We start from the raw sequence: 17,526 nt of genomic DNA, 5'->3' as shown, positions 1-17,526 counted from the left end.
GTCAGCGCTTGGCCTCGTCCAGTTCCTCGAAGAGGGTCAATTGGAGGGCGCCGGGGGCTTCCAGGCGGGAGTTGAGGGAGTTCCAGGGGGTGCGGGTGGGCTCGGCGACGATCTCTGCCCCGGCGGCGGCGAGCCGAGCCGTGGCGGCGGTGGAGTCGTCGACCTGGAAGGCCACCCGGATCGGCCCGGCGACACGTCGGCCGACCTCGACGTCGTCGATGAACGCGGCGTGCTTCGGGTCGGTGATCTCCAGGGTGGCCCGGCCCGCGTCCAGGATGGTGACGTGTCCGCCCTCGGAGGAGAACGCGGCCTGCTCGGGCAGCCCCAGCACGTCCCGGTAGAAGTGCAGGGCGGCGTCGTAGTCCTCGGCGGTGACGACCAGACGCAGTTCGCGGACCGGGGAGGGGGCGGAGGCGGAGGCGGGGGAAGGGTCGGGGGCGGGGACGGTGGGGTCGGCGGGCATCGGAGCTCCTTCGCTGGGCACGGACGATCACCTCAACCCGCGAGCGCCGGTGTCCATTCCTGACCGGGGCGGCGGGCCGTGGTTTGGTCGCCGTCCTCGACCTCCCGCCGTCTCCTTCCGGTCCCCATGCGGTCGGTCCCTTTCCGGTCCCTTGCCGGTCCCTTGCCGATCCCCTTCCGGCCTCCCCCGGCCTCCCCCGGTCTCCCTCGCAGGAGTGAGCCGGGCCGTCTCCTCCCCCATGCGGGCGAGTCGGGGAAACCGCTCGTCCCGGCGATCCGGGCGGACCGGGTGCGCCGGGAGGCTGTGGGCATCCAGTCCACGATCTGCCGGGAGGCACCGTGTTGACCGCACTCGCCCGGACGGCGACCCGCCGCCCACTCACCGTGATAGCGCTCTGGGCGCTGTTCCTGCTGCTCGGCTTCGGGCTCGGTACGGGGGTGTTCGCCCGGCTCTCCGACAATGTCCCGGAGGTACCGGGCACCGAGTCGGAGGCGGCGGCTCAGTATCTCGACCGGGCCGATCCCGACGGCGAGTCGATCACCGCCGTGGTGAAGGGGCCCGCCGTCGACGGCCCCGCGCTGCGCGAGGAGGTGGGGCGGGCGGTGGCTGAGCTGCGGTCGCTCTCCGGGGTGGCCGCCGTCCCCGACCCGTACGCCACGCCGGGGCTGGCCTCCGAGGACGGGCGGGCGCTGCTGATCCCGGTCACCTTCGACGGCGGGCTGGACGACGATGCCGAGGAACGGGTCATCGACGCCACGGCCGAGCGCCTCCACGCGATCGAGGCGCCCGAGGTGCATGTCAGCGGCGGCCCGCTGCTGGGCACCCAGTTGGGCGGTCAGGCGCAGGAGGATGTGCGCAACGCGGAGCTGATCTCGCTGCCGGTGGTGCTGGCGCTGCTGCTGGTGATCTTCGGCGGGCTGCGCGCGGCGGGGCTGCCGCTGGTGGTCGCGGTCAGCGGGATCGCCGGGGCGTTCCTGGCGCTGTTCGTGTTCAGCCAGGTCACCGACATCTCGGTGTACGCGATCCAGGTCACCACCATGCTGGGCCTCGGTCTCGCGGTGGACTACGCGCTGCTGATGCTGGTCCGGTTCCGTGAGGAGCGCCGGACGACACCGGATGTGACGGAGGCGGTGCACCGGACGGTGGCGGCGGCCGGGCGGACCGTGCTGTTCTCGGGGCTGACGGTGGCGGTGAGCCTGACCGGGCTGCTGGTGTTCCCGAGCGTGTTCCTGCGCAGTATGGGGCTGGCGGTGGCGGCCGTCGTCGTCATCGACATGCTGGCCGCGCTGACCCTGCTGCCGGCGCTGCTGGCCCGGTTCGGGGCGAGGATCCCGGCGGCGAAGGAGCGGCCGGACGGCGCGGAGGGGCGGGTGTTCGCGCGGCTGGCCCGGTTCGCCGCGCGGCGCAGGGTGGCCGTGATCGCGGTGACCGTCCCGGCGCTGCTGGTGCTGGCGCTGCCGGTTTCCGGGCTGCGGATCAACATCGGTGACGCGACCCAGCTTCCCGCCGACACCGAGGCCCGGCAGCTCCACGACACGCTCGGCGCGCACTTCCCGCCCGGTACCGGGGTGGCCCCCGTCACCGTCGTCATGGAGCCCGGCACCGACCCGGCGACCGCCGACCGGATCCGCGCGCTGTCGTCCCGCGCCGGGAGCAGGGAACTGCCGGGCGGCGCCACGGTCGTGGAACTCCCCCCGCCCGGCCCGGTCGACGGCGACGGGGCCACCGCCCTCGTCGAGCGGGTACGGGAGCTGCGCGGGGAGGAGCCGGTGACGGTGACCGGCACGGCGGCACGGCTGGTCGACTTCCGGGAGATGCTGGCCGAACGGGCGCCCTGGGCCGCGCTGACCGTCCTGGCGGGTATCTTCGCGCTGCTGTTCGCCTTCACCGGTTCGGTACTGCTGCCGCTGCGCACCATCGCCACCACGCTGCTCAGTCTGGGCGCGGCGCTGGGGGTCGTCGTCTGGGTCTTCCAGGACGGGCATCTGGCCGGGCTGCTCGGCTCGCAGGAACTCGGTGCGCTCAGTCTCACCGCGCCCCCGCTGATCATCGCGATCGCGTTCGGACTGGCCATGGACTACGAGTTGTTCATCCTGGCGCGGATGCGGGAGGCGCGGGCGCGTTCCGGGGACGACCGGGAGGCCGTGATCACCGGGCTCGCCCGCTCGGGCCGGGTGGTGACCTGTGCCGCGCTGCTGCTGGCGATCGTCTTCGGCGCGTTCATGACCGGCGGTTTCGCCCCCATCCTCCAGATCGGCCTGGGCCTGACCCTGGCGGTCCTGATCGACGCGACGATCGTCCGGATGCTCCTGGTCCCGGCGACGATGGCCCTGCTGGGCCGCTACGCCTGGTGGGCCCCCCGGCCTCTGCGCAGGGCCCACGACCGCATCGCCCTGACCGAAGCACCCCCACAGCGGGAGCCGGCCCGGCTGTAACCGGGGGGAGGGGGAGGGGCCGGGGGCAGGAGGTAGGGGGTGGGGGGTAGGGGCAGAAGTGCCGGGTCAAGGGCAGGGGTGCCGGGCCGGGAGCAGAGGCCGGGGCGGGAGCCTTGGCGGGCCGGAGCGCGGGTCAGGCCGGGCGCCGGGGCTGGGGGCCACCCACACGGCGGTGGAGGCGGGGCCCGCGCTGGTCGTCACCGAGTGCCTGCGCGGCGGCACGGCAGGTGCGCCGGGTTCGGTCGGCGCCCACGGCAAGGAGCGCCGGAGCTGTAACTCCGGCCGCAGTCACCGGTACGGCGCTCCCGGTCGCCGTCGGGCACTGGAGCGACCGTCCCGGGACCCGGAGATCCGCACATCCGCACATCCGCAGCGGGAGGCGGGAGGCGGGAACGGTGGACCGGACGGCGGAGCGCCCCCTCGCCGACGCCCATGCCCCCGGTGGGTCCCCCACGGGGGTGGGAACCCACCGGCTCCCCCCGCCCGCACCGACCCACCCCTCTCGCCGCCCCCACCCCCTCGCCCGACCCCATCCCCCGCCCCCTTCACCACCCGCCCCCACCTCTCCGCCTCACACCACCCACCCGCCCGCCCCCACCTCACCCGGCACCCCAGCACCCCAGCACCCCAGCACCCCAGCACCCCAGCACCCCAGCACCCCAGCAGGAAAAGCCCCCGAACCCCCGGAGGGAACCCCCTTCACAGCCTCCCCCCAGCCAAGCAACGCACCATGCACTCGCACGAGTCGTACGAACAGGAAGGCTCACCGTGGGTGTCCCGCACATACCGAACCGGTCCGGACGGCAGCCGCAGGAGTGGTCGCGGCGGGGAGTGATCTCCCTGCTGGGCGCGGCGGGAGCCGCCGCCCTCGCCGGGTGCACCGGCTCGGCGGACGCGAGCGGCACCGGCTCAACGGGGTCGGGAGACGCCACCACCGCCGAGTCCGCGGCGCAACGCCCCGAGATCACGGTCATCCCGGCCGACGGCACCACCGCGGCGTCCTTCGTCAGTCCCGTCGAGGTGGCGGTCCGCAACGGCGGGGCCGCGCTGACGTCCGTACGGGTGGCGGGCGGCGACGGCAGCACCCTGGCCGGGTCGTTCGGCGCGGACCGTACGACGTGGACCTCGGACGGGAATCCGCTGTCGGGGACGGAGTACACGGTCACGGCGGTGGCCGACGACGGGACGGAGTCGGTCGCCGTCTTCACCACCACCCGGCCCGGCGAGACCTTCCTCGGTTACTTCACGCCCGAGGACGGTTCGACCTCCGGCGTCGGCATGCCCGTGTCGCTGAACTTCACCCATGCCGTCACCGACCGCGCGGCGGTGCAGCGGGCGATCACGGTGTCCGCCGAGCCGCCCGTCGAGATCGTCGGCCACTGGTTCAGCGACACCCGGCTCGACTTCCGCCCCGAGACCTACTGGGCCTCCGGCACCACCATCACCCTCGGGCTGCGGCTGCGGGACGTGGCGGGCGCGGACGGGGTGTACGGCACCCAGGCCAAGGACGTCACCTTCCACATCGGGCGGGAGCAGATCAGCACGGTCGATCTGGCGGCCAGGGAGATGACGGTTCGCCGGGACGGTGAGACCTTCGCCACCTATCCGGTCACCGGCGGCGATCCCGATCATCTGACCTGGTCCGGGATCATGGTGATCAGCGAGCGGTCCAAGGAGACCCGGATGGAGTCCTCCACGGTCGGGCTCGGCGACGAGTACGACATCCCGGACGTACCGCACGCGCAGCGGCTCACCACCTCCGGCACCTTCGTGCACGGCAACTACTGGGCCGCGTCCTCGGTGTTCGGCAGCGAGAACACCAGCCACGGCTGTGTCTCGCTGGACGACACCCGGGGCGCCGACGACACCCGCGCCGACGGCTACCGGTTCTACGACAGCTCGATGCTCGGGGATGTGGTGATCGTCGAGAACTCCGGTGAGGTGACGGTCGACCCGGCCAACGGGCTCAACGGCTGGAACCTGTCCTGGGCGGACTGGCGGGCGGGCAGCGCCCTGTAGCGGGGGGAATAAAGGTCTGACTTTTGAGGTCGAACACATCGGACCGAGCGGTCGTCACCGCTTCCGGCGAGATGTGAGGGGACCGGCGTCAGATGAGCAGCGCGCAGAGCAGGCAGACGCAGCGTCAGGAAGCGTGGGTCAACCCGCTGCGCGATCCGCGCGACCGGCGGCTGCCCAGGATCGCCGGTCCGTCCGGGCTGGTCATCTTCGGGGTGACCGGCGATCTGTCCCGCAAGAAGCTGATGCCGGCCGTGTACGACCTGGCCAACCGGGGGCTGCTGCCGCCCGGCTTCTCGCTCATCGGGTTCGCCCGGCGGGACTGGGCCGACGAGGATTTCGCGCAGGTCGTCCACGACGCCGTCGCGGAGCACTCGCGCACCCCGTTCCGCGAGGAGGTCTGGCAGCAGCTCGCCGAGGGCATGCGGTTCATCCCCGGCGACTTCGACGACGACATCGCGTTCAAGGAGCTGCGCTCGGCGGTCGAGGAGCTGGACGCCTCCCGGGGGACCAGCGGCAACTACGCCTTCTATCTCTCCGTACCGCCGAAGTTCTTCCCCAAGGTGGTCCGGCAACTGAAGAAGCACGGGCTGGCGGACGCGCCGGAGGGGGCGTGGCGGCGGGCGGTGATCGAGAAACCGTTCGGACACGATCTGGCGAGCGCCCGGGAACTGAACGCGATCGTGCACGATGTGTTCGAGCCCGACCAGGTGTTCCGGATCGATCACTACCTCGGCAAGGAGACCGTCCAGAACATTCTGGCCCTGCGCTTCGCCAATCAGTTGTTCGAACCGATCTGGAACCGCAGTTTCGTGGACCATGTGCAGATCACCATGGCCGAGGACATCGGCATCGGCGGCCGGGCCGGCTACTACGACGGCATCGGTTCGGCCCGGGACGTCATCCAGAACCACCTCCTCCAGCTCCTCGCGCTCACCGCGATGGAGGAGCCCGCCGCGTTCGACGCGGAGTCGCTGCTCGCGGAGAAGCTGAAGGTGCTGAAGGCGGTGCGGCTGCCGGGGGACCTGGGGCGGCACACCGTGCGCGCCCAGTACACGGCGGGCTGGCAGGGCGGCGAACGGGTGCCCGGGTATCTGGACGAGGACGGCACGGACCCCGCCTCGGTCACCGACACCTACGCGGCCCTGAAGCTGGCGGTCGACAACCGGCGCTGGGCGGGCGTCCCCTTCTATCTGCGCACCGGCAAGCGGCTGGGGCGGCGGGTGACGGAGATCGCGGTGGTGTTCCAGGGCGCCCCGCACTCCCCGTTCGACGCGACGGCCACCGAGGAGCTGGGCCGCAACGCGATCGTGATCCGGGTCCAGCCGGACGAGGGCGTCACGGTCCGGTTCGGCTCGAAGGTGCCGGGGACCTTGATGGAGATCCGGGACGTGACGATGGACTTCGCGTACGGCGAGTCGTTCACCGAGTCCAGCCCGGAGGCGTACGAGCGGCTGATCCTGGATGTGCTGCTCGGCGACGCCAATCTGTTCCCCCGCCACCAGGAGGTGGAAGAGTCCTGGAAGATCCTCGACCCGGTCGAGGAGTACTGGACGTCCCACGGCCGCCCGGCGCGCTACGCGTCGGGCACCTGGGGCCCCGCGGAAGCCGACGAGATGCTCGCACAAGACGGACGGAGCTGGCGCAGGCCATGAAGATCGACCTGACCGACACCACGGCAAGCAAGATCAACAAGGCGTTGGTGGAGGGCCGCCGCGCCATCGGGACACCGGCCGTGGGCATGGTCCTGACGATGGTGATCGTCACGGACGAGGAGAACGCCTACGACGCGATCCGGGCCGCCGAGGAGGCGTCCCACGAGCATCCCTCGCGCACCCTGGTGGTGATCAAGCGGCACGCCCGCAGCCCGCGCGACCGCACCCGGTCCAGGCTGGACGCGGAGGTCCGGGTGGGCGCCGACGCCGGGACCGGGGAGACGGTGGTGCTGCGCACCTACGGCGAGGTGTCCGACCACGCCGACAGCGTGGTGCTGCCGCTGCTGCTGCCGGACGCGCCGGTGGTGGTGTGGTGGCCGGCGGACGCGCCCGACAACCCCGCCAAGGACCCGCTGGGCGCGCTCGCGCAGCGCCGGATCACCGATCTGTACGCGGTGGAGAACCCGATGCGGGTGATGGAGACCCGCAAGCGGTCCTACGCGCCCGGTGACACCGATCTCGCCTGGACCCGGCTCACCCCTTGGCGTTCGATGCTGGCCGCGGCCCTGGACCAGGGGCGGGTGGACATCGTGTCGGCGGCGGTGGAGGCGGAGGCGGAGAACCCGGCGGCGGAACTGCTCGCCCGCTGGCTGGAGGCCCGGCTCGGGGTGAGTGTGGACCGGGTGGTGACCGGCGGTCCGGTGGTGACGGCGGTACGGCTGGGCACGGCGGGCGGCGACATCGTCATCGACCGCCCCGAGGGCCCGCTCGCCACCCTCACCCTGCCGGGCCAGCCCCCGCGCACCCTCGCCCTGAAGGTGCGGCCCACCTCCGAACTCATCGCCGAGGAACTGCGCCGCCTCGACGCCGACGAGATGTACGCCGTCGCCCTGCGCGGCGGGACCCGGACGGCACAGACCGGAGCATCCGTCTGACGAACCGAAACGAGACGAAACGAGACGGGACGGGACGAGACGAGACGGGACAGAACCCCGCACCCATCCCACCCCCGCACCCACCCCACCCCCACCACCGCACTGATGGAACTCACGGAAAGCGAACTGACATGCAACTGGGTCTGATCGGTCTGGGCAAGATGGGCGGCAACATGCGCGAGCGGATCCGCCGTGCGGGCCACACCGTCGTCGGCTACGACCGCAACCCCGACGTCACCGATGTCAGCAGCCTCGCCGAGCTGGTCGGGGCCCTGGATGCGCCGCGCACGGTGTGGGTGATGGTCCCGGCGGGGGCCGCCACCCAGTCGACCGTCGACGAGCTGGCCGGGCTGCTGGAGCCCGGGGACGTGGTGGTCGACGGCGGGAACTCCCGCTGGACGGACGACGAGAAGCACGCCGCCGAGCTGGGCGCCCGGGGCATCGGCTTCGTGGACGCCGGGGTCTCCGGCGGGGTGTGGGGCCTGGAGAACGGCTACGCCCTGATGGTCGGCGGCGACAAGGAGCACGTCGAGCGGCTCCAGCCGATCTTCGAGGCACTCAAGCCGGACGGGCCGTACGGCTATGTCCACGCGGGCAAGGTGGGCGCCGGGCACTTCTCCAAGATGGTCCACAACGGCATCGAGTACGCCATGATGCAGGCCTACGCCGAGGGCTGGGAGCTGCTGGAGAGCGTCGATTCGGTGGACAACGTCCGGGAGGTGTTCCGCTCCTGGCAGGACGGTACGGTCATCCGCTCCTGGCTGCTGGACCTCGCCGTCAACGCCCTCGACGCCGATGAGCATCTGGACAAGCTGCGCGGCTACGCCGAGGACTCCGGGGAGGGCCGCTGGACCGTGGAGGCGGCGATCGACCACGCCGTACCCCTCCCGGCGATCACCGCGTCGCTGTTCGCCCGGTTCGCCTCCCGGCAGGACGACTCCCCGCAGATGAAGATGATCGCCGCGCTGCGCAACCAGTTCGGCGGCCACGCGGTGGAGTCCAAGGGCGGGACGCCGGAGCGGTAGCGGCACCGGGGTGGGGTCCGTGTCGCTCAACCCCGCCTCGGCCGACGCCGGTTGGCGCCGGTTGACAGCTCCGCGCCCCCGGGACAGAGTCGGCCTGCGATGGAGATCAACGATCTGACGGCGGCCGAACAGCGGGTGTGGCGGGCCTTCCCCCGGGGCGCGAGCGTGGACTTCCGGACCGCGCCGGACGAGGACGCCGAGGACGGCGCCTGCTGGGGCCCGGGGCGGACCCTGCGGGCCTCGGTGCTGAAGGCACTGCTGGTGAGCGGGCCGGAAGAGGAGGGCGAGGTCCCGGCGCTGCGGGTGTCCGGGGCCCGGATCACCGGCCCGCTGGATCTGACGCACGCGGTGCTGGACACCCCGGTCCGGCTGAGCCACTGCCACTTCACCGACCCGCCCGACCTCTACGGCGCCCAGTTGCGGCGGCTGAGCCTGCGCGGCTCCTCGCTGCCCGCGCTCGACCTCGGCGGTGTGCGGGTCGAGGGGCTGCTCCAGTTGTCGGAGTGCCGGATGCGCGGGCGGATCCAGTTGGTGGGCGCGCAGATCGGCGGGGCGCTCTTCCTCGCGCGGGCGTCCCTCACCTCCCCGGATCCCGCCAAGCCCGCCCTCCGGCTCAACCAGGCCACCATCGGCGAGGACCTGTGGGCGCCGGGACTGCGCGCGACCGGTGAGATACGGCTCAACGGGGCCACCATCGGCGGCGGCATCGACCTCTCCGAGGCCCGCCTCGAACCACCCGCGGGACTCGCCCTGGACGCCCAGAAGGTCACCGTCGACGGGGATCTGGTCGTCAAACGGGCCCGGGTGCGCGGCTGGATCGGACTGCGCGGCGCGCGGATCACCGGCCGCCTGGATCTGTCGTACATCGACCTCGCGCACCCCGGGGACACCGTGCTGCGGGCGGCGAGCGCGGTGATCGGGCAGCTCTGGCTGCGCGCCGGGCCGCCGGTCGACGGCCGGGTCAGCCTCCGGCACACCCAGGTCGACGTGCTGTTCCTGGAGCCGGACAAACTGCCGGGCACGGTCCATCTGGAGAGCCTGGTCTACACATCCCTGATCCCCAACGAACCCGCCGCCCGCCGGCTGCCGCTGCTGGAGCGCGACGGCGACGGCTATGTCCCCTACGCCTACGAGCAGCTCACCGCCGCCTACCGCCGGATCGGCGACGAGGACGCGGCCCGGCGGGTGCAGCTCGCCAAGCAGCGCCGCCGCCGCACCACCCTGTCCTGGTACGGCCGGGCGTGGGGGACGGTCCAGGACATCACCGTCGGGTACGGCTTCCGGCCGCTGCGGGCCGGTGGCTGGCTGCTCTCCCTGGTCGCGGTCGGCTCCCTGGTCTTCGGACTGCACCCGCCGCGCCCGCTGAAACCCGCCGAGGCCCCCGGCTTCGACCCCGTCTTCTACACCCTCGATCTGCTGCTGCCGGTGATCTCCTTCGGCCAGGAGTCCGCGTTCACCCCCGACGGCTGGTACCAGAAGCTGTCCTATGTCCTGGTCCTGGCCGGCTGGGTGCTGGCGTCGACGGTCGTCGCGGGCGTGGCGCGGATCGTCAACCGGCCCTGACCGAGGGGGGCTTCTCGTGGGCGGGGGGGCTCGTCAGGGACGGGGGGCTCGTCAGGGACGGGGGGCTTCTCAGGGGCGGGGCATGCCGTAGACGCGCTCTACCGGGATGCGCAGGACCAGCCGCCGGTCGCGGACCATCGCCGCCCGGTAGTCGTCCCAGTCGGGGTGTTCCCCGGAGATGGTCCGGTAGAGGCGGACGAGTTCCTCGACCGTGGCGTCACCGGGGTCCGCGGCGACCGGGGTGAGGTCGGCGGTGCCCTCGGCGACGGCGTAGGCCCAGCGGTCGGCGCTGGTGACGTGGTAGGAGACCCGGGGGTCGCGGCGGGCGTTGCGGGTCTTCGCCCGGTCGTCGGTGACCGAGATCCGGATGACGCCTTCCTCGGGGTCGTAGGCGTGCACCACATTGGAGAGCTGGGGCCGGCCGTCGCGCTTGAGGGTGACCAGCACCCCGCCGCGCTCCTCGGCGAGCAGGCGGTGCAGCGCGCCGGTCGTCGTCCCGTCCTGCTCCGTCCGGTGCGTGCGTTCCGTCTGGTCCGTCTGGTCCGTCTGGTCCGTCTGTTCCGTCTCATCGGTCATGTGCGGTGCAACGGGGGGCGGGGGGAAGGCCATTCCCGGATCGCGCCGGATTCACCGCAACGGCCGCCGCTGCCACGGCAGTAACCGGCGCCACACTCCGGATCCGGTCCTTCCACCCGCCCCCACATGCGGTTCTGCGCGACGATGAGGGCTGAGTTCGCGGAGGCGGGGGTATATCGACCCGCACTCCGTCGTAAGGAAGCTGAGGAGCGCGCGATGGCAGGACTGCGGCAAGAGGTGGACCCGGTCGAGGTGGGGCTGGACGCGAAGGCACTGGACCGGCTCGACCAGCATTTCGCGCATCTCGTGGACGAGAGGCGGCTGCCCGGGTTCCTGGTGTCCGTCGCCCGGGGCGGCCGGGTCGCCCATCTCACCGCGCACGGCAGCCGGGACCTCGCGGCCGGACTGCCGGTCGAGCCCGACACCCTGTGGCGGATCTACTCCATGACCAAGCCGGTCACCGCCGTCGCCGTGCTGATGCTGATGGAGGAGGGCCGGCTGTCCCTGGACGACCCGGTCGCCCGCCATCTGCCCGTCTTCGCCGGTACCCGGGTCTACGCGGGCGGGTCGGGGGACACCCTCCGGACCCGCCCTCCCGAGCAACCGATTCTGCTCCGGCATCTCCTCACCCACACCGCCGGTCTGACCTTCGCCTTCTACCGCACCCACCCCGTCGACGCGCTCTATCTCGCCGCCGGTCTGGAGTCGTCCGTGCCGCCGGGCGCCACCCTGGAGGAGACCGTCGACATCTACGCCGGGCTGCCCCTCCAGTTCGAGCCGGGCACCCAGTGGAACTACTCGGTCGCCAGCAATGTCCTCGGCCGGGTCATCGAGGTGGTGTCCGGTCAGCCCCTCGATGTCTTCCTCGCCGAGCGGCTGTTCCGCCCGCTGGGGATGACCGACGCCGGGTTCGAGGTCGACCCCGAGCAGGCGGTCCGCCTCGCGGAGCTGTACGGCGACCGCGCCGACGGCGACGGCATCGAGCCGATCGCCGGGCTGCCCCTCAAGGGCCGCCCCCGGTTCCTGTCCGGCAGCGGCGGCATGGTGGCGGGCGCCCCCGACATCCACCGGTTCATGGAACTGCTGCGCCGCCGGGGCGAGTTGGACGGCGTACGGCTGCTGTCGCCCGCGACGGTGGAGCTGATGACCGCCAACCACCTTCCCGGCGGCGCCGATCTGCGCGCCTTCGGCAGCCGCCCCGCCCATGACGAACCCGGCAACGAGGGTCTCGGCTTCGGTCTGGGCGTCTCCGTGGTGATCGACCCGGCCCGCACCCGGGCCCCCGCCGGGCCGGGGACGTACGGCTGGACCGGGGCGGCCACCACGACGTTCTTCGTCGACCCGGGCCGCGATCTGACCGTGCAGTTCTACACCCAGCTCCGGCCGCGCGCCTCCCACACGATCTTCCCGGACCTGAAGCGGCTGGTGCATGAGGCGGTGGTGGGGTGAGGGTGGGGAGGTCTTGGCCAGTGGGGCACTGTTGGGCGTCATGGTCAGTGGGCCATCCCTGGGCGTCATGACCAGTGGGCCACCGTGTCCAGGTGCGGGAGATGGTGGTCCAGCCGCTCCCGCTTGGTGCGGAGATAGGTGATGTTGCTCTCGCACGGCGGGATCAGCAGCGGGACCTGCTCGGTGACCCGGATGTCGTGCCGGACGAGCGCCTCGCGCTTGCGCGGGTTGTTGGACAGCAGCCGTACCGAGCGGACGCCGAGATCGCGCAGGATCTCGGCGGCCACCCCGTAGTCCCGGGCGTCGACCGGCAGCCCGAGGGCGAGATTGGCCTCCACGGTGTCCAGGCCCTCCGCCTGGAGCGCCATCGCCCGCAGCTTGCCCAGCAGCCCTATGCCCCGGCCCTCATGGCCTCTCAGATAGACGACCACTCCCCCGCCCGCGACGACGACCGCGCGCAGCGCCGAGGAGAGCTGGTCGCCGCACTCGCAGTGCTGCGAGCCGAAGGCGTCTCCGGTCAGGCACTCCGAGTGCAGCCGGGTGAGGACGTTCTCGGCGCCCGGGTCGCCGTGCACCAGGGCCACCTGCTCCTCGCCCCGGTCGTGGTCGAGATAGCCGAACGCCTGGAATTTCCCGTACACCGTGGGCAGCGGGGCATTCACCATGCGTTCCACGCCGGTCCGCTGCGGGGACTTCTTGCCGAGTACGCCGATGTTCTCTGTCATGATCTGGTTCCTAAGGATTCCTGGGTGGTGACTGAGCCAGACGAAAGGCCGGAAAGAGATGGGTGATTCGGGATCGGGAAGAGGTGGGGCCGACGGGGCGCCGGCCTGGCCGCTGCCGGTGGACACCACCGAGGACGTCCGGCGCCGGGGCGCCGCCGGGGCGGCCCGGATCGCGGTGCTGCCGGTGGGGAGTTTCGAGCAGCACGGCCGCTTTCTGCCGCTGGCGACCGACACCCTGGTCGCCTGTGCCGTGGCCCGTGAACTCGCCGCCGCGTACCCGGTGCACCTCCTTCCTCCGGTGACGATCTCCTGCTCCCACGAGCACGCCGCCTGGCCGGGGACGGTGAGCATCTCGGCCGTGACCCTGCACGCGGTCGTCCGGGACATCGCCGACTCGCTGCGGCGCTCGGGGGTCGACGCCCTGGTGGTGGTGAACGGCCACGGGGGGAACTATGTCCTCGGCAATGTGGTGCAGGAAGCCTCCGCGCGCGGGGAGCGGATGGCGCTCTTCCCCGCCGTCGAGGACTGGGAACGGGCGCTGGAGCGGGCGGGGGTGGAGACCTCGCTGCTCACCGATATGCACGCGGGGGAAATAGAGACCTCCCTTCTTCTGCACGCTCATCCGGAGATGGTCGGGTCCGGATATGAGAGTGCCGATTTCGTCCGGGACGACCGGCGGCATCTGCTGACTCTCGGTATGTCCGGCTATACCGATTCGGGGGTCATCGGCCGTCCTTCCCTGGGGTCCGCGGAAAAGGGGAAGGAACTGCTGGCGAGCCTCACGGACTCGTTCGGGGCGTATGTGGCGCTGCTTGGGGGCGAGGGGTAGGGGGCGGCCTGCTTGCCGCCGTGGGTGAGTGGGGGTGGGGTGCGGGTGGGGGTGCGGGGTTCCGTGCGGGTGCGGGTGCGGGTGCGGGTTCGGGTGCGTGCTCGGGTGCGCAGGGTTTTCGTGGTGCGGGTCAGGAGGACCAGGGCGCCGGGGAGGCTCGCGGCGAAGCTGAGGACTCCGTACACCACCGCCGTCGTCAGACCGCTGCCCGCGCCGAGGCCGGCCGCGGAGAAGGCCCAGGCGGTGACGCCCTCGCGGGGGCCCCAGCCGCCGACGTTCAGCGGGACGCTCATCGCGAGCAGGGCGAGCATCGCCAGCGGCAGCAGGGTCAGGACGGGTGCGGTGACTCCGGCGACGCGGGCCGCGACGACGAACAGGGCGGTGTGGCCCGCCAGGACCAGGAGTGAGGAGACGGCCACTCCGGGGCCGGTGCGGCGGGAGAGGAGGGCGGTGCGGGCCTCGGTGAGCCAGGGGTGGGGGCGGTGTCCGCGGAGGGTGAGGAGGACGGCGGTGGTGCCCGCGGCGCCGATCAGGAGGAGCGGGCCCAGGTGGCGGGTCTGCTGCTGGACGGGGGACGGGAGGGTGAGGAGGACGGCGGTTGCGGCGACGGCGAGGGCGAGTTGACCGGCGGTGCGCTCCAGAACGACGGAGCGGACGCCGCGGGCCAGGTCGCCCTGGGTGCGGCCGTGACGGACGGCGCGGTCGACATCGCCGAGGACGCCGCCGGGGAGGGCCGCGTTGAGGAACAGGGCGCGGTAGTAGTCGGCGACGGCCGGGGCCAGGGGGAGGTGGAGGGTGAGGGCGCGGGCCACCAGGTGCCAGCGGTAGGCGCTGAGGAGGGTGGTGAGGGCGCCCAGGGCCAGGGCGGTGGTGAGGGTGGGGGTGGTGATGCGGTGGAGGCCGTCGGTGATGGCGGAGGTGCCGAGGTGGAGGGTGAGGAGGGTGAGGGTGGCTGTGCCGGTGGCTGTGCCGAGGTGTTTTTTGAGGGTGGGGGTGAGGGTGGTGGGGAGGGTGCGGGTGGGTGGGGGGTTTTTGCGCAGTTCCCCGCGCCCCTGAGAGGTGGGTGGGGATGTGCGGGTGGGTGGGGGGTGTTCGCGCAGTTCCCCGCGCCCCTGAGAGGTGGGGGGTGTTGGTTGGTTTGTCATGGGAGGGCCAGGAGGTCGGTGTGGTGGACGGTTGTTTGGGGTGGGTGGGTGAGGTGGGTGTGGAGGTAGGGGGTTGCCCGGGGTTCGAGGTGCGGGGCTTGTTCCACTGCCGCTGTCACCCAGCCCCGGAGCCATTGGGTCGTCAGGGCGGGCCGGGTGGGGCCCAGGTGCCAGGGGCTCGGGCGGAGGTGGACCGTGGCGCCCCGGCGGGAGAACGCCTCGCACGCCGCGGTGACCGCGTCCGGGCCGAGCAGGCCGGTGCGGCGCTGGTGGGCGTTGAACGCCTCGGTGAGCGCGCCGTCCAGGGGGTGGGCCGGGGTGAGGTCGACGCGGCCCACGACGGTGAGGGTGAGCAGGGCCGGGCAGCCGGCGCCGGCGCAGGCGGCGGCGAGGGTGTCGATCTCGTCGGCGGTGAGGACGTCCAGCAGGGCCGAGGCGGTGACGAGGGACGCCCCGTCGAGGGCGTCCGGGGTGAGTCGGGCCACCTCTCCCCGGCGGGTCTCGACCGTCACCGCGCTGCCGTCGGCGGCGGAGCGAGGGGCGTGGGTGGCGGCGAAGTGGAGGAGGGAGGGGTCGCGGTCGTGCAGGACCCAGTGCTGGGGGCCGTCGAGGCGGGGGGCGAGCCAGCGGCCCATGGAGCCGGTGCCGCAGCCCAGGTCGTGGACGACCAGCCCGGTGGCCGGGCCGAGCCGGGCGCGCAGCGGGTCCAGCAGATCCGTGGCGCGGGCGGCGGCGTCGGCGGGCTCGCGCAGTTCCAGCCATTCGGGGGCGTAGCGCGGGGAGTCGTCGGGGCCCGCGCCCGGCAGGGTGGTGTCCGTGTCGGTCATGCCGGCCTCCCGGGGTCGCCGGGGAGCCTGCTGAGGACGCCCGCCAGGGACTGGGCGGTGGAGGCCCAGCCGTCCAGGGCGGCCCGGCGGCCCCGGGCGGCGGACTTGAGGCGGCGGCGGAGATCCGGCTCGCCGAACCAGCCGCGCAGTGCGGCGGCGAGGGCGGCCGGGTCGTCCGGCGGGACGAGGATGCCGGGGACCCTGCCGTCGGGGGCCCGTCCGAGCGCCTCCGGGAGGCCGCCGACCTCGGTCGCCAGCACCGGGACACCGCGCGCGAGCGCCTCCGTGACGGCCATGCCGTAGGTCTCGGCGCGGGAGGGGAGGACCATCAGGTCGGCGGTGGCGTAGGCGGCGTCGAGGGCGGGGCCGGTGCGGGGGCCGGTGAGGTCGACGCGGTCGGTGAGGCCGTGCCGGGCGATGAGGGCGCGGAGACGGTCGGCGTAGGCCGGGTCCTGGGTGAGCGCGCCCGCGCAGACGCAGGTCCAGGGCGGTTCGGCGACCCGGGCGAGGGCCTCCACCAGCCGGTGCTGGCCCTTGCGGGGGGTCACGGCGGCCACGCACAGGAGGCGGGAGACGCCGTCGGTGCCGGGGGCCAGGGGGGCGATGTCGGCGCCGGGGGTGGCGACATGGACGCGGTCGGGGGCGAGGCCGTGGCGGGCGACGAGGCGGCGGGCGGCCCAGTCGCTGGTGGCGATGACGGCGGGGACGCCGCGCAGCAGGGCGCGTTCACGGGTGTCGAGTTCCTGGGCGGCCCCGGGGGTGAGGCCCGTCTCGTCGGCGAGCGGGAGATGGACCAGGACGGCGAGGCGGAGTCGGCCGGCTTCGGGGAGGACCGCGTCGGGGACGCCGCAGGCGACCAGGCCGTCCAGCAGGACGACCGCGCCGTCGGGGAGGGCGGCGAGGAGCCCGGCGAGGGCGGCGCGGGCGTCCCGGCCGGGGCGCGGCCAGGCTCCGGCGGCCAGGTGGCGCCGTACCCGCCAGCCGAAGCCGGGCAGGTCGAGGCAGATCCGGCGGTCGTAGGCGTTGCCGCCGCTCGGGGCGGCCGGGTCGTCGACCCCGGCCGGCATCACGAAGTGCACGGTGCGCAGGGACATGGGGATGATCCCGCCGTCGCGGAGAGCGGCGGGGGCAGCCGGGGTGACTGGGGCGGGTGGGGCGACCGGAGCGGCCAAGGTGGCTGGGATGACCGGGACGGCCGAGGTGGCTGGCGTGACCGGGAGGTCTGAGGTAGCGGGGATGACCGGGACGGCCAAGGTGGCTGGGATGACCGGAGCGGTCGGGGCGGCCGGGATGACAGGGACGGCCGGGGTGACCGGAGCGGTCGGAGCGGGCGGGGTGACCGGAGCGGCCTGGGCAACCGGGACGACCGGGGCGGAGAGGGCGGCCGGGGCGGCCGGGACCGCCGGGGTGGGGAGGAGTGTCGTGTCGGTCACAGGGCACGCTCGTAGCTCGCCCAGGCGACATGCGACTCGTGCAGGGTGACGGAGAGGGCGGTGAGGCCGCGGGCGCCCTCGCCCAGGGCGCCCCGGTGGACGCGTTCGGCGAGCCGGTCGGCGATCACCTTCGCCAGGAACTCGGTGGAGGTGTTGACGCCCGCGAAGCCGGGTTCGTTGTCGAGGTTGCGGTAGTTCAGCTCGCCGGTGACGGCGCCGAGTTCGCGGGCGGCGAGGCCCATGTCGACGACGATGTTGTCGTCGTCCAACTGCTCCCGCCGGAAGGTGGCGTCCACCAGGAAGGTCGCTCCGTGCAGGCGCTGCGCCGGGCCGAACACCTCGCCGCGGAAGCTGTGGGCGATCATGATGTGATCACGGACGGTGACACTGAACAACGGGCGACCCTCCTGGTACCGGACACGGGATCCATCCGGGTGACGGGACCCGGAC

At 73.0% G+C, this 17,526-nt stretch carries 14 protein-coding genes and 1 pseudogene; 8 read left to right on the top strand and 7 right to left on the bottom strand.

The annotated features are described in order from the left end of the window. Nucleotide 1 precedes the first annotated feature (1 nt). A complete protein-coding gene (locus AB0O01_RS31265; RefSeq protein ID WP_365318628.1) occupies nt 2-463 on the bottom strand; it encodes a VOC family protein in 462 nt (153 codons plus the stop codon). A gap of 338 nt (nt 464-801) precedes the next feature. Between AB0O01_RS31265 and AB0O01_RS31260 the strand changes: the two genes are divergently transcribed. From AB0O01_RS31260 to AB0O01_RS31235, 6 genes are all read left to right on the top strand, one after another. Then, complete coding sequence (locus tag AB0O01_RS31260) at nt 802-2,898, top strand: MMPL family transporter (RefSeq protein WP_365318626.1); 2,097 nt, start codon at nt 802-804, stop codon at nt 2,896-2,898. Nucleotides 2,899-3,666: 768 nt separating this feature from the next. Next, complete coding sequence (locus AB0O01_RS31255; protein ID WP_365318624.1) at nt 3,667-4,917, top strand: Ig-like domain-containing protein; 1,251 nt, start codon at nt 3,667-3,669, stop codon at nt 4,915-4,917. Between the two features lie 92 nt (nt 4,918-5,009). Beyond that, nucleotides 5,010-6,569 (top strand): glucose-6-phosphate dehydrogenase, encoded by a 1,560-nt coding sequence (gene zwf / locus AB0O01_RS31250; RefSeq protein ID WP_365318623.1) that lies wholly within the window; start codon nt 5,010-5,012, stop codon nt 6,567-6,569. Continuing rightward, nucleotides 6,566-7,504, top strand: coding sequence for a glucose-6-phosphate dehydrogenase assembly protein OpcA (gene opcA, locus AB0O01_RS31245; protein ID WP_365318621.1), 939 nt, complete (start codon nt 6,566-6,568; stop codon nt 7,502-7,504). The genes zwf and opcA overlap by 4 nt, the downstream gene beginning before the upstream one ends. A 131-nt stretch (nt 7,505-7,635) precedes the next feature. Next, entirely contained in the window at nt 7,636-8,529 is an 894-nt protein-coding gene (gene gnd / locus AB0O01_RS31240; protein ID WP_365318619.1) for a phosphogluconate dehydrogenase (NAD(+)-dependent, decarboxylating), read from the top strand. Between the two features lie 99 nt (nt 8,530-8,628). Then, nucleotides 8,629-10,092, top strand: coding sequence for a membrane-associated oxidoreductase (locus AB0O01_RS31235; protein WP_365318617.1), 1,464 nt, complete (start codon nt 8,629-8,631; stop codon nt 10,090-10,092). Nucleotides 10,093-10,161: 69 nt separating this feature from the next. Here AB0O01_RS31235 and AB0O01_RS31230 read toward each other — a convergent pair whose 3' ends face one another. Beyond that, nucleotides 10,162-10,668, bottom strand: coding sequence for a PPOX class F420-dependent oxidoreductase (locus AB0O01_RS31230; protein WP_365318615.1), 507 nt, complete (start codon nt 10,666-10,668; stop codon nt 10,162-10,164). Between the two features lie 216 nt (nt 10,669-10,884). Between AB0O01_RS31230 and AB0O01_RS31225 the strand changes: the two genes are divergently transcribed. Beyond that, nucleotides 10,885-12,117: a serine hydrolase domain-containing protein gene (locus tag AB0O01_RS31225; RefSeq protein ID WP_365318614.1), complete on the top strand. Its 1,233-nt coding sequence runs from the start codon at nt 10,885-10,887 to the stop codon at nt 12,115-12,117. 65 nt (nt 12,118-12,182) lie between these two features. On the opposite strand, the gene ribA is transcribed toward AB0O01_RS31225, so the two are convergent. Then, nucleotides 12,183-12,842: a GTP cyclohydrolase II gene (gene ribA / locus AB0O01_RS31220; protein ID WP_365318612.1), complete on the bottom strand. Its 660-nt coding sequence runs from the start codon at nt 12,840-12,842 to the stop codon at nt 12,183-12,185. 58 nt (nt 12,843-12,900) lie between these two features. On the opposite strand from ribA, the gene AB0O01_RS31215 reads away from it, so the two are divergent. Further along, the gene (locus tag AB0O01_RS31215; protein ID WP_365318610.1) at nt 12,901-13,671 is read left to right on the top strand and encodes a creatininase family protein; all 771 of its coding nucleotides are present in this window, start codon (nt 12,901-12,903) and stop codon (nt 13,669-13,671) included. A gap of 212 nt (nt 13,672-13,883) precedes the next feature. Here the strand turns inward: AB0O01_RS31215 and AB0O01_RS31210 are convergent. The 4 genes and pseudogenes from AB0O01_RS31210 to AB0O01_RS31195 all read right to left on the bottom strand — a co-directional run. Beyond that, nucleotides 13,884-14,816, bottom strand: a pseudogene (locus AB0O01_RS31210) (lysylphosphatidylglycerol synthase transmembrane domain-containing protein); the annotation flags it as partial. Continuing rightward, nucleotides 14,813-15,643, bottom strand: coding sequence for a class I SAM-dependent methyltransferase (locus AB0O01_RS31205; RefSeq protein ID WP_365318608.1), 831 nt, complete (start codon nt 15,641-15,643; stop codon nt 14,813-14,815). The pseudogene AB0O01_RS31210 and the gene AB0O01_RS31205, both read right to left, overlap by 4 nt. Further along, entirely contained in the window at nt 15,640-16,815 is a 1,176-nt protein-coding gene (locus AB0O01_RS31200; protein ID WP_365318695.1) for a glycosyltransferase family 4 protein, read from the bottom strand. Before AB0O01_RS31200 ends, AB0O01_RS31205 begins: the two co-directional genes overlap by 4 nt. A 257-nt stretch (nt 16,816-17,072) precedes the next feature. Then, complete coding sequence (locus tag AB0O01_RS31195; RefSeq protein ID WP_365318606.1) at nt 17,073-17,471, bottom strand: 6-carboxytetrahydropterin synthase; 399 nt, start codon at nt 17,469-17,471, stop codon at nt 17,073-17,075. Nucleotides 17,472-17,526 lie beyond the last annotated feature (55 nt).

This window comes from Streptomyces sp. NPDC093252 (assembly GCF_040683675.1).
GTDB lineage: Bacteria > Actinomycetota > Actinomycetes > Streptomycetales > Streptomycetaceae > Streptomyces.
The sequence above is the reverse complement of the archived record's forward strand: the minus strand, read 5'-3'. Positions and strand labels throughout refer to the sequence as shown.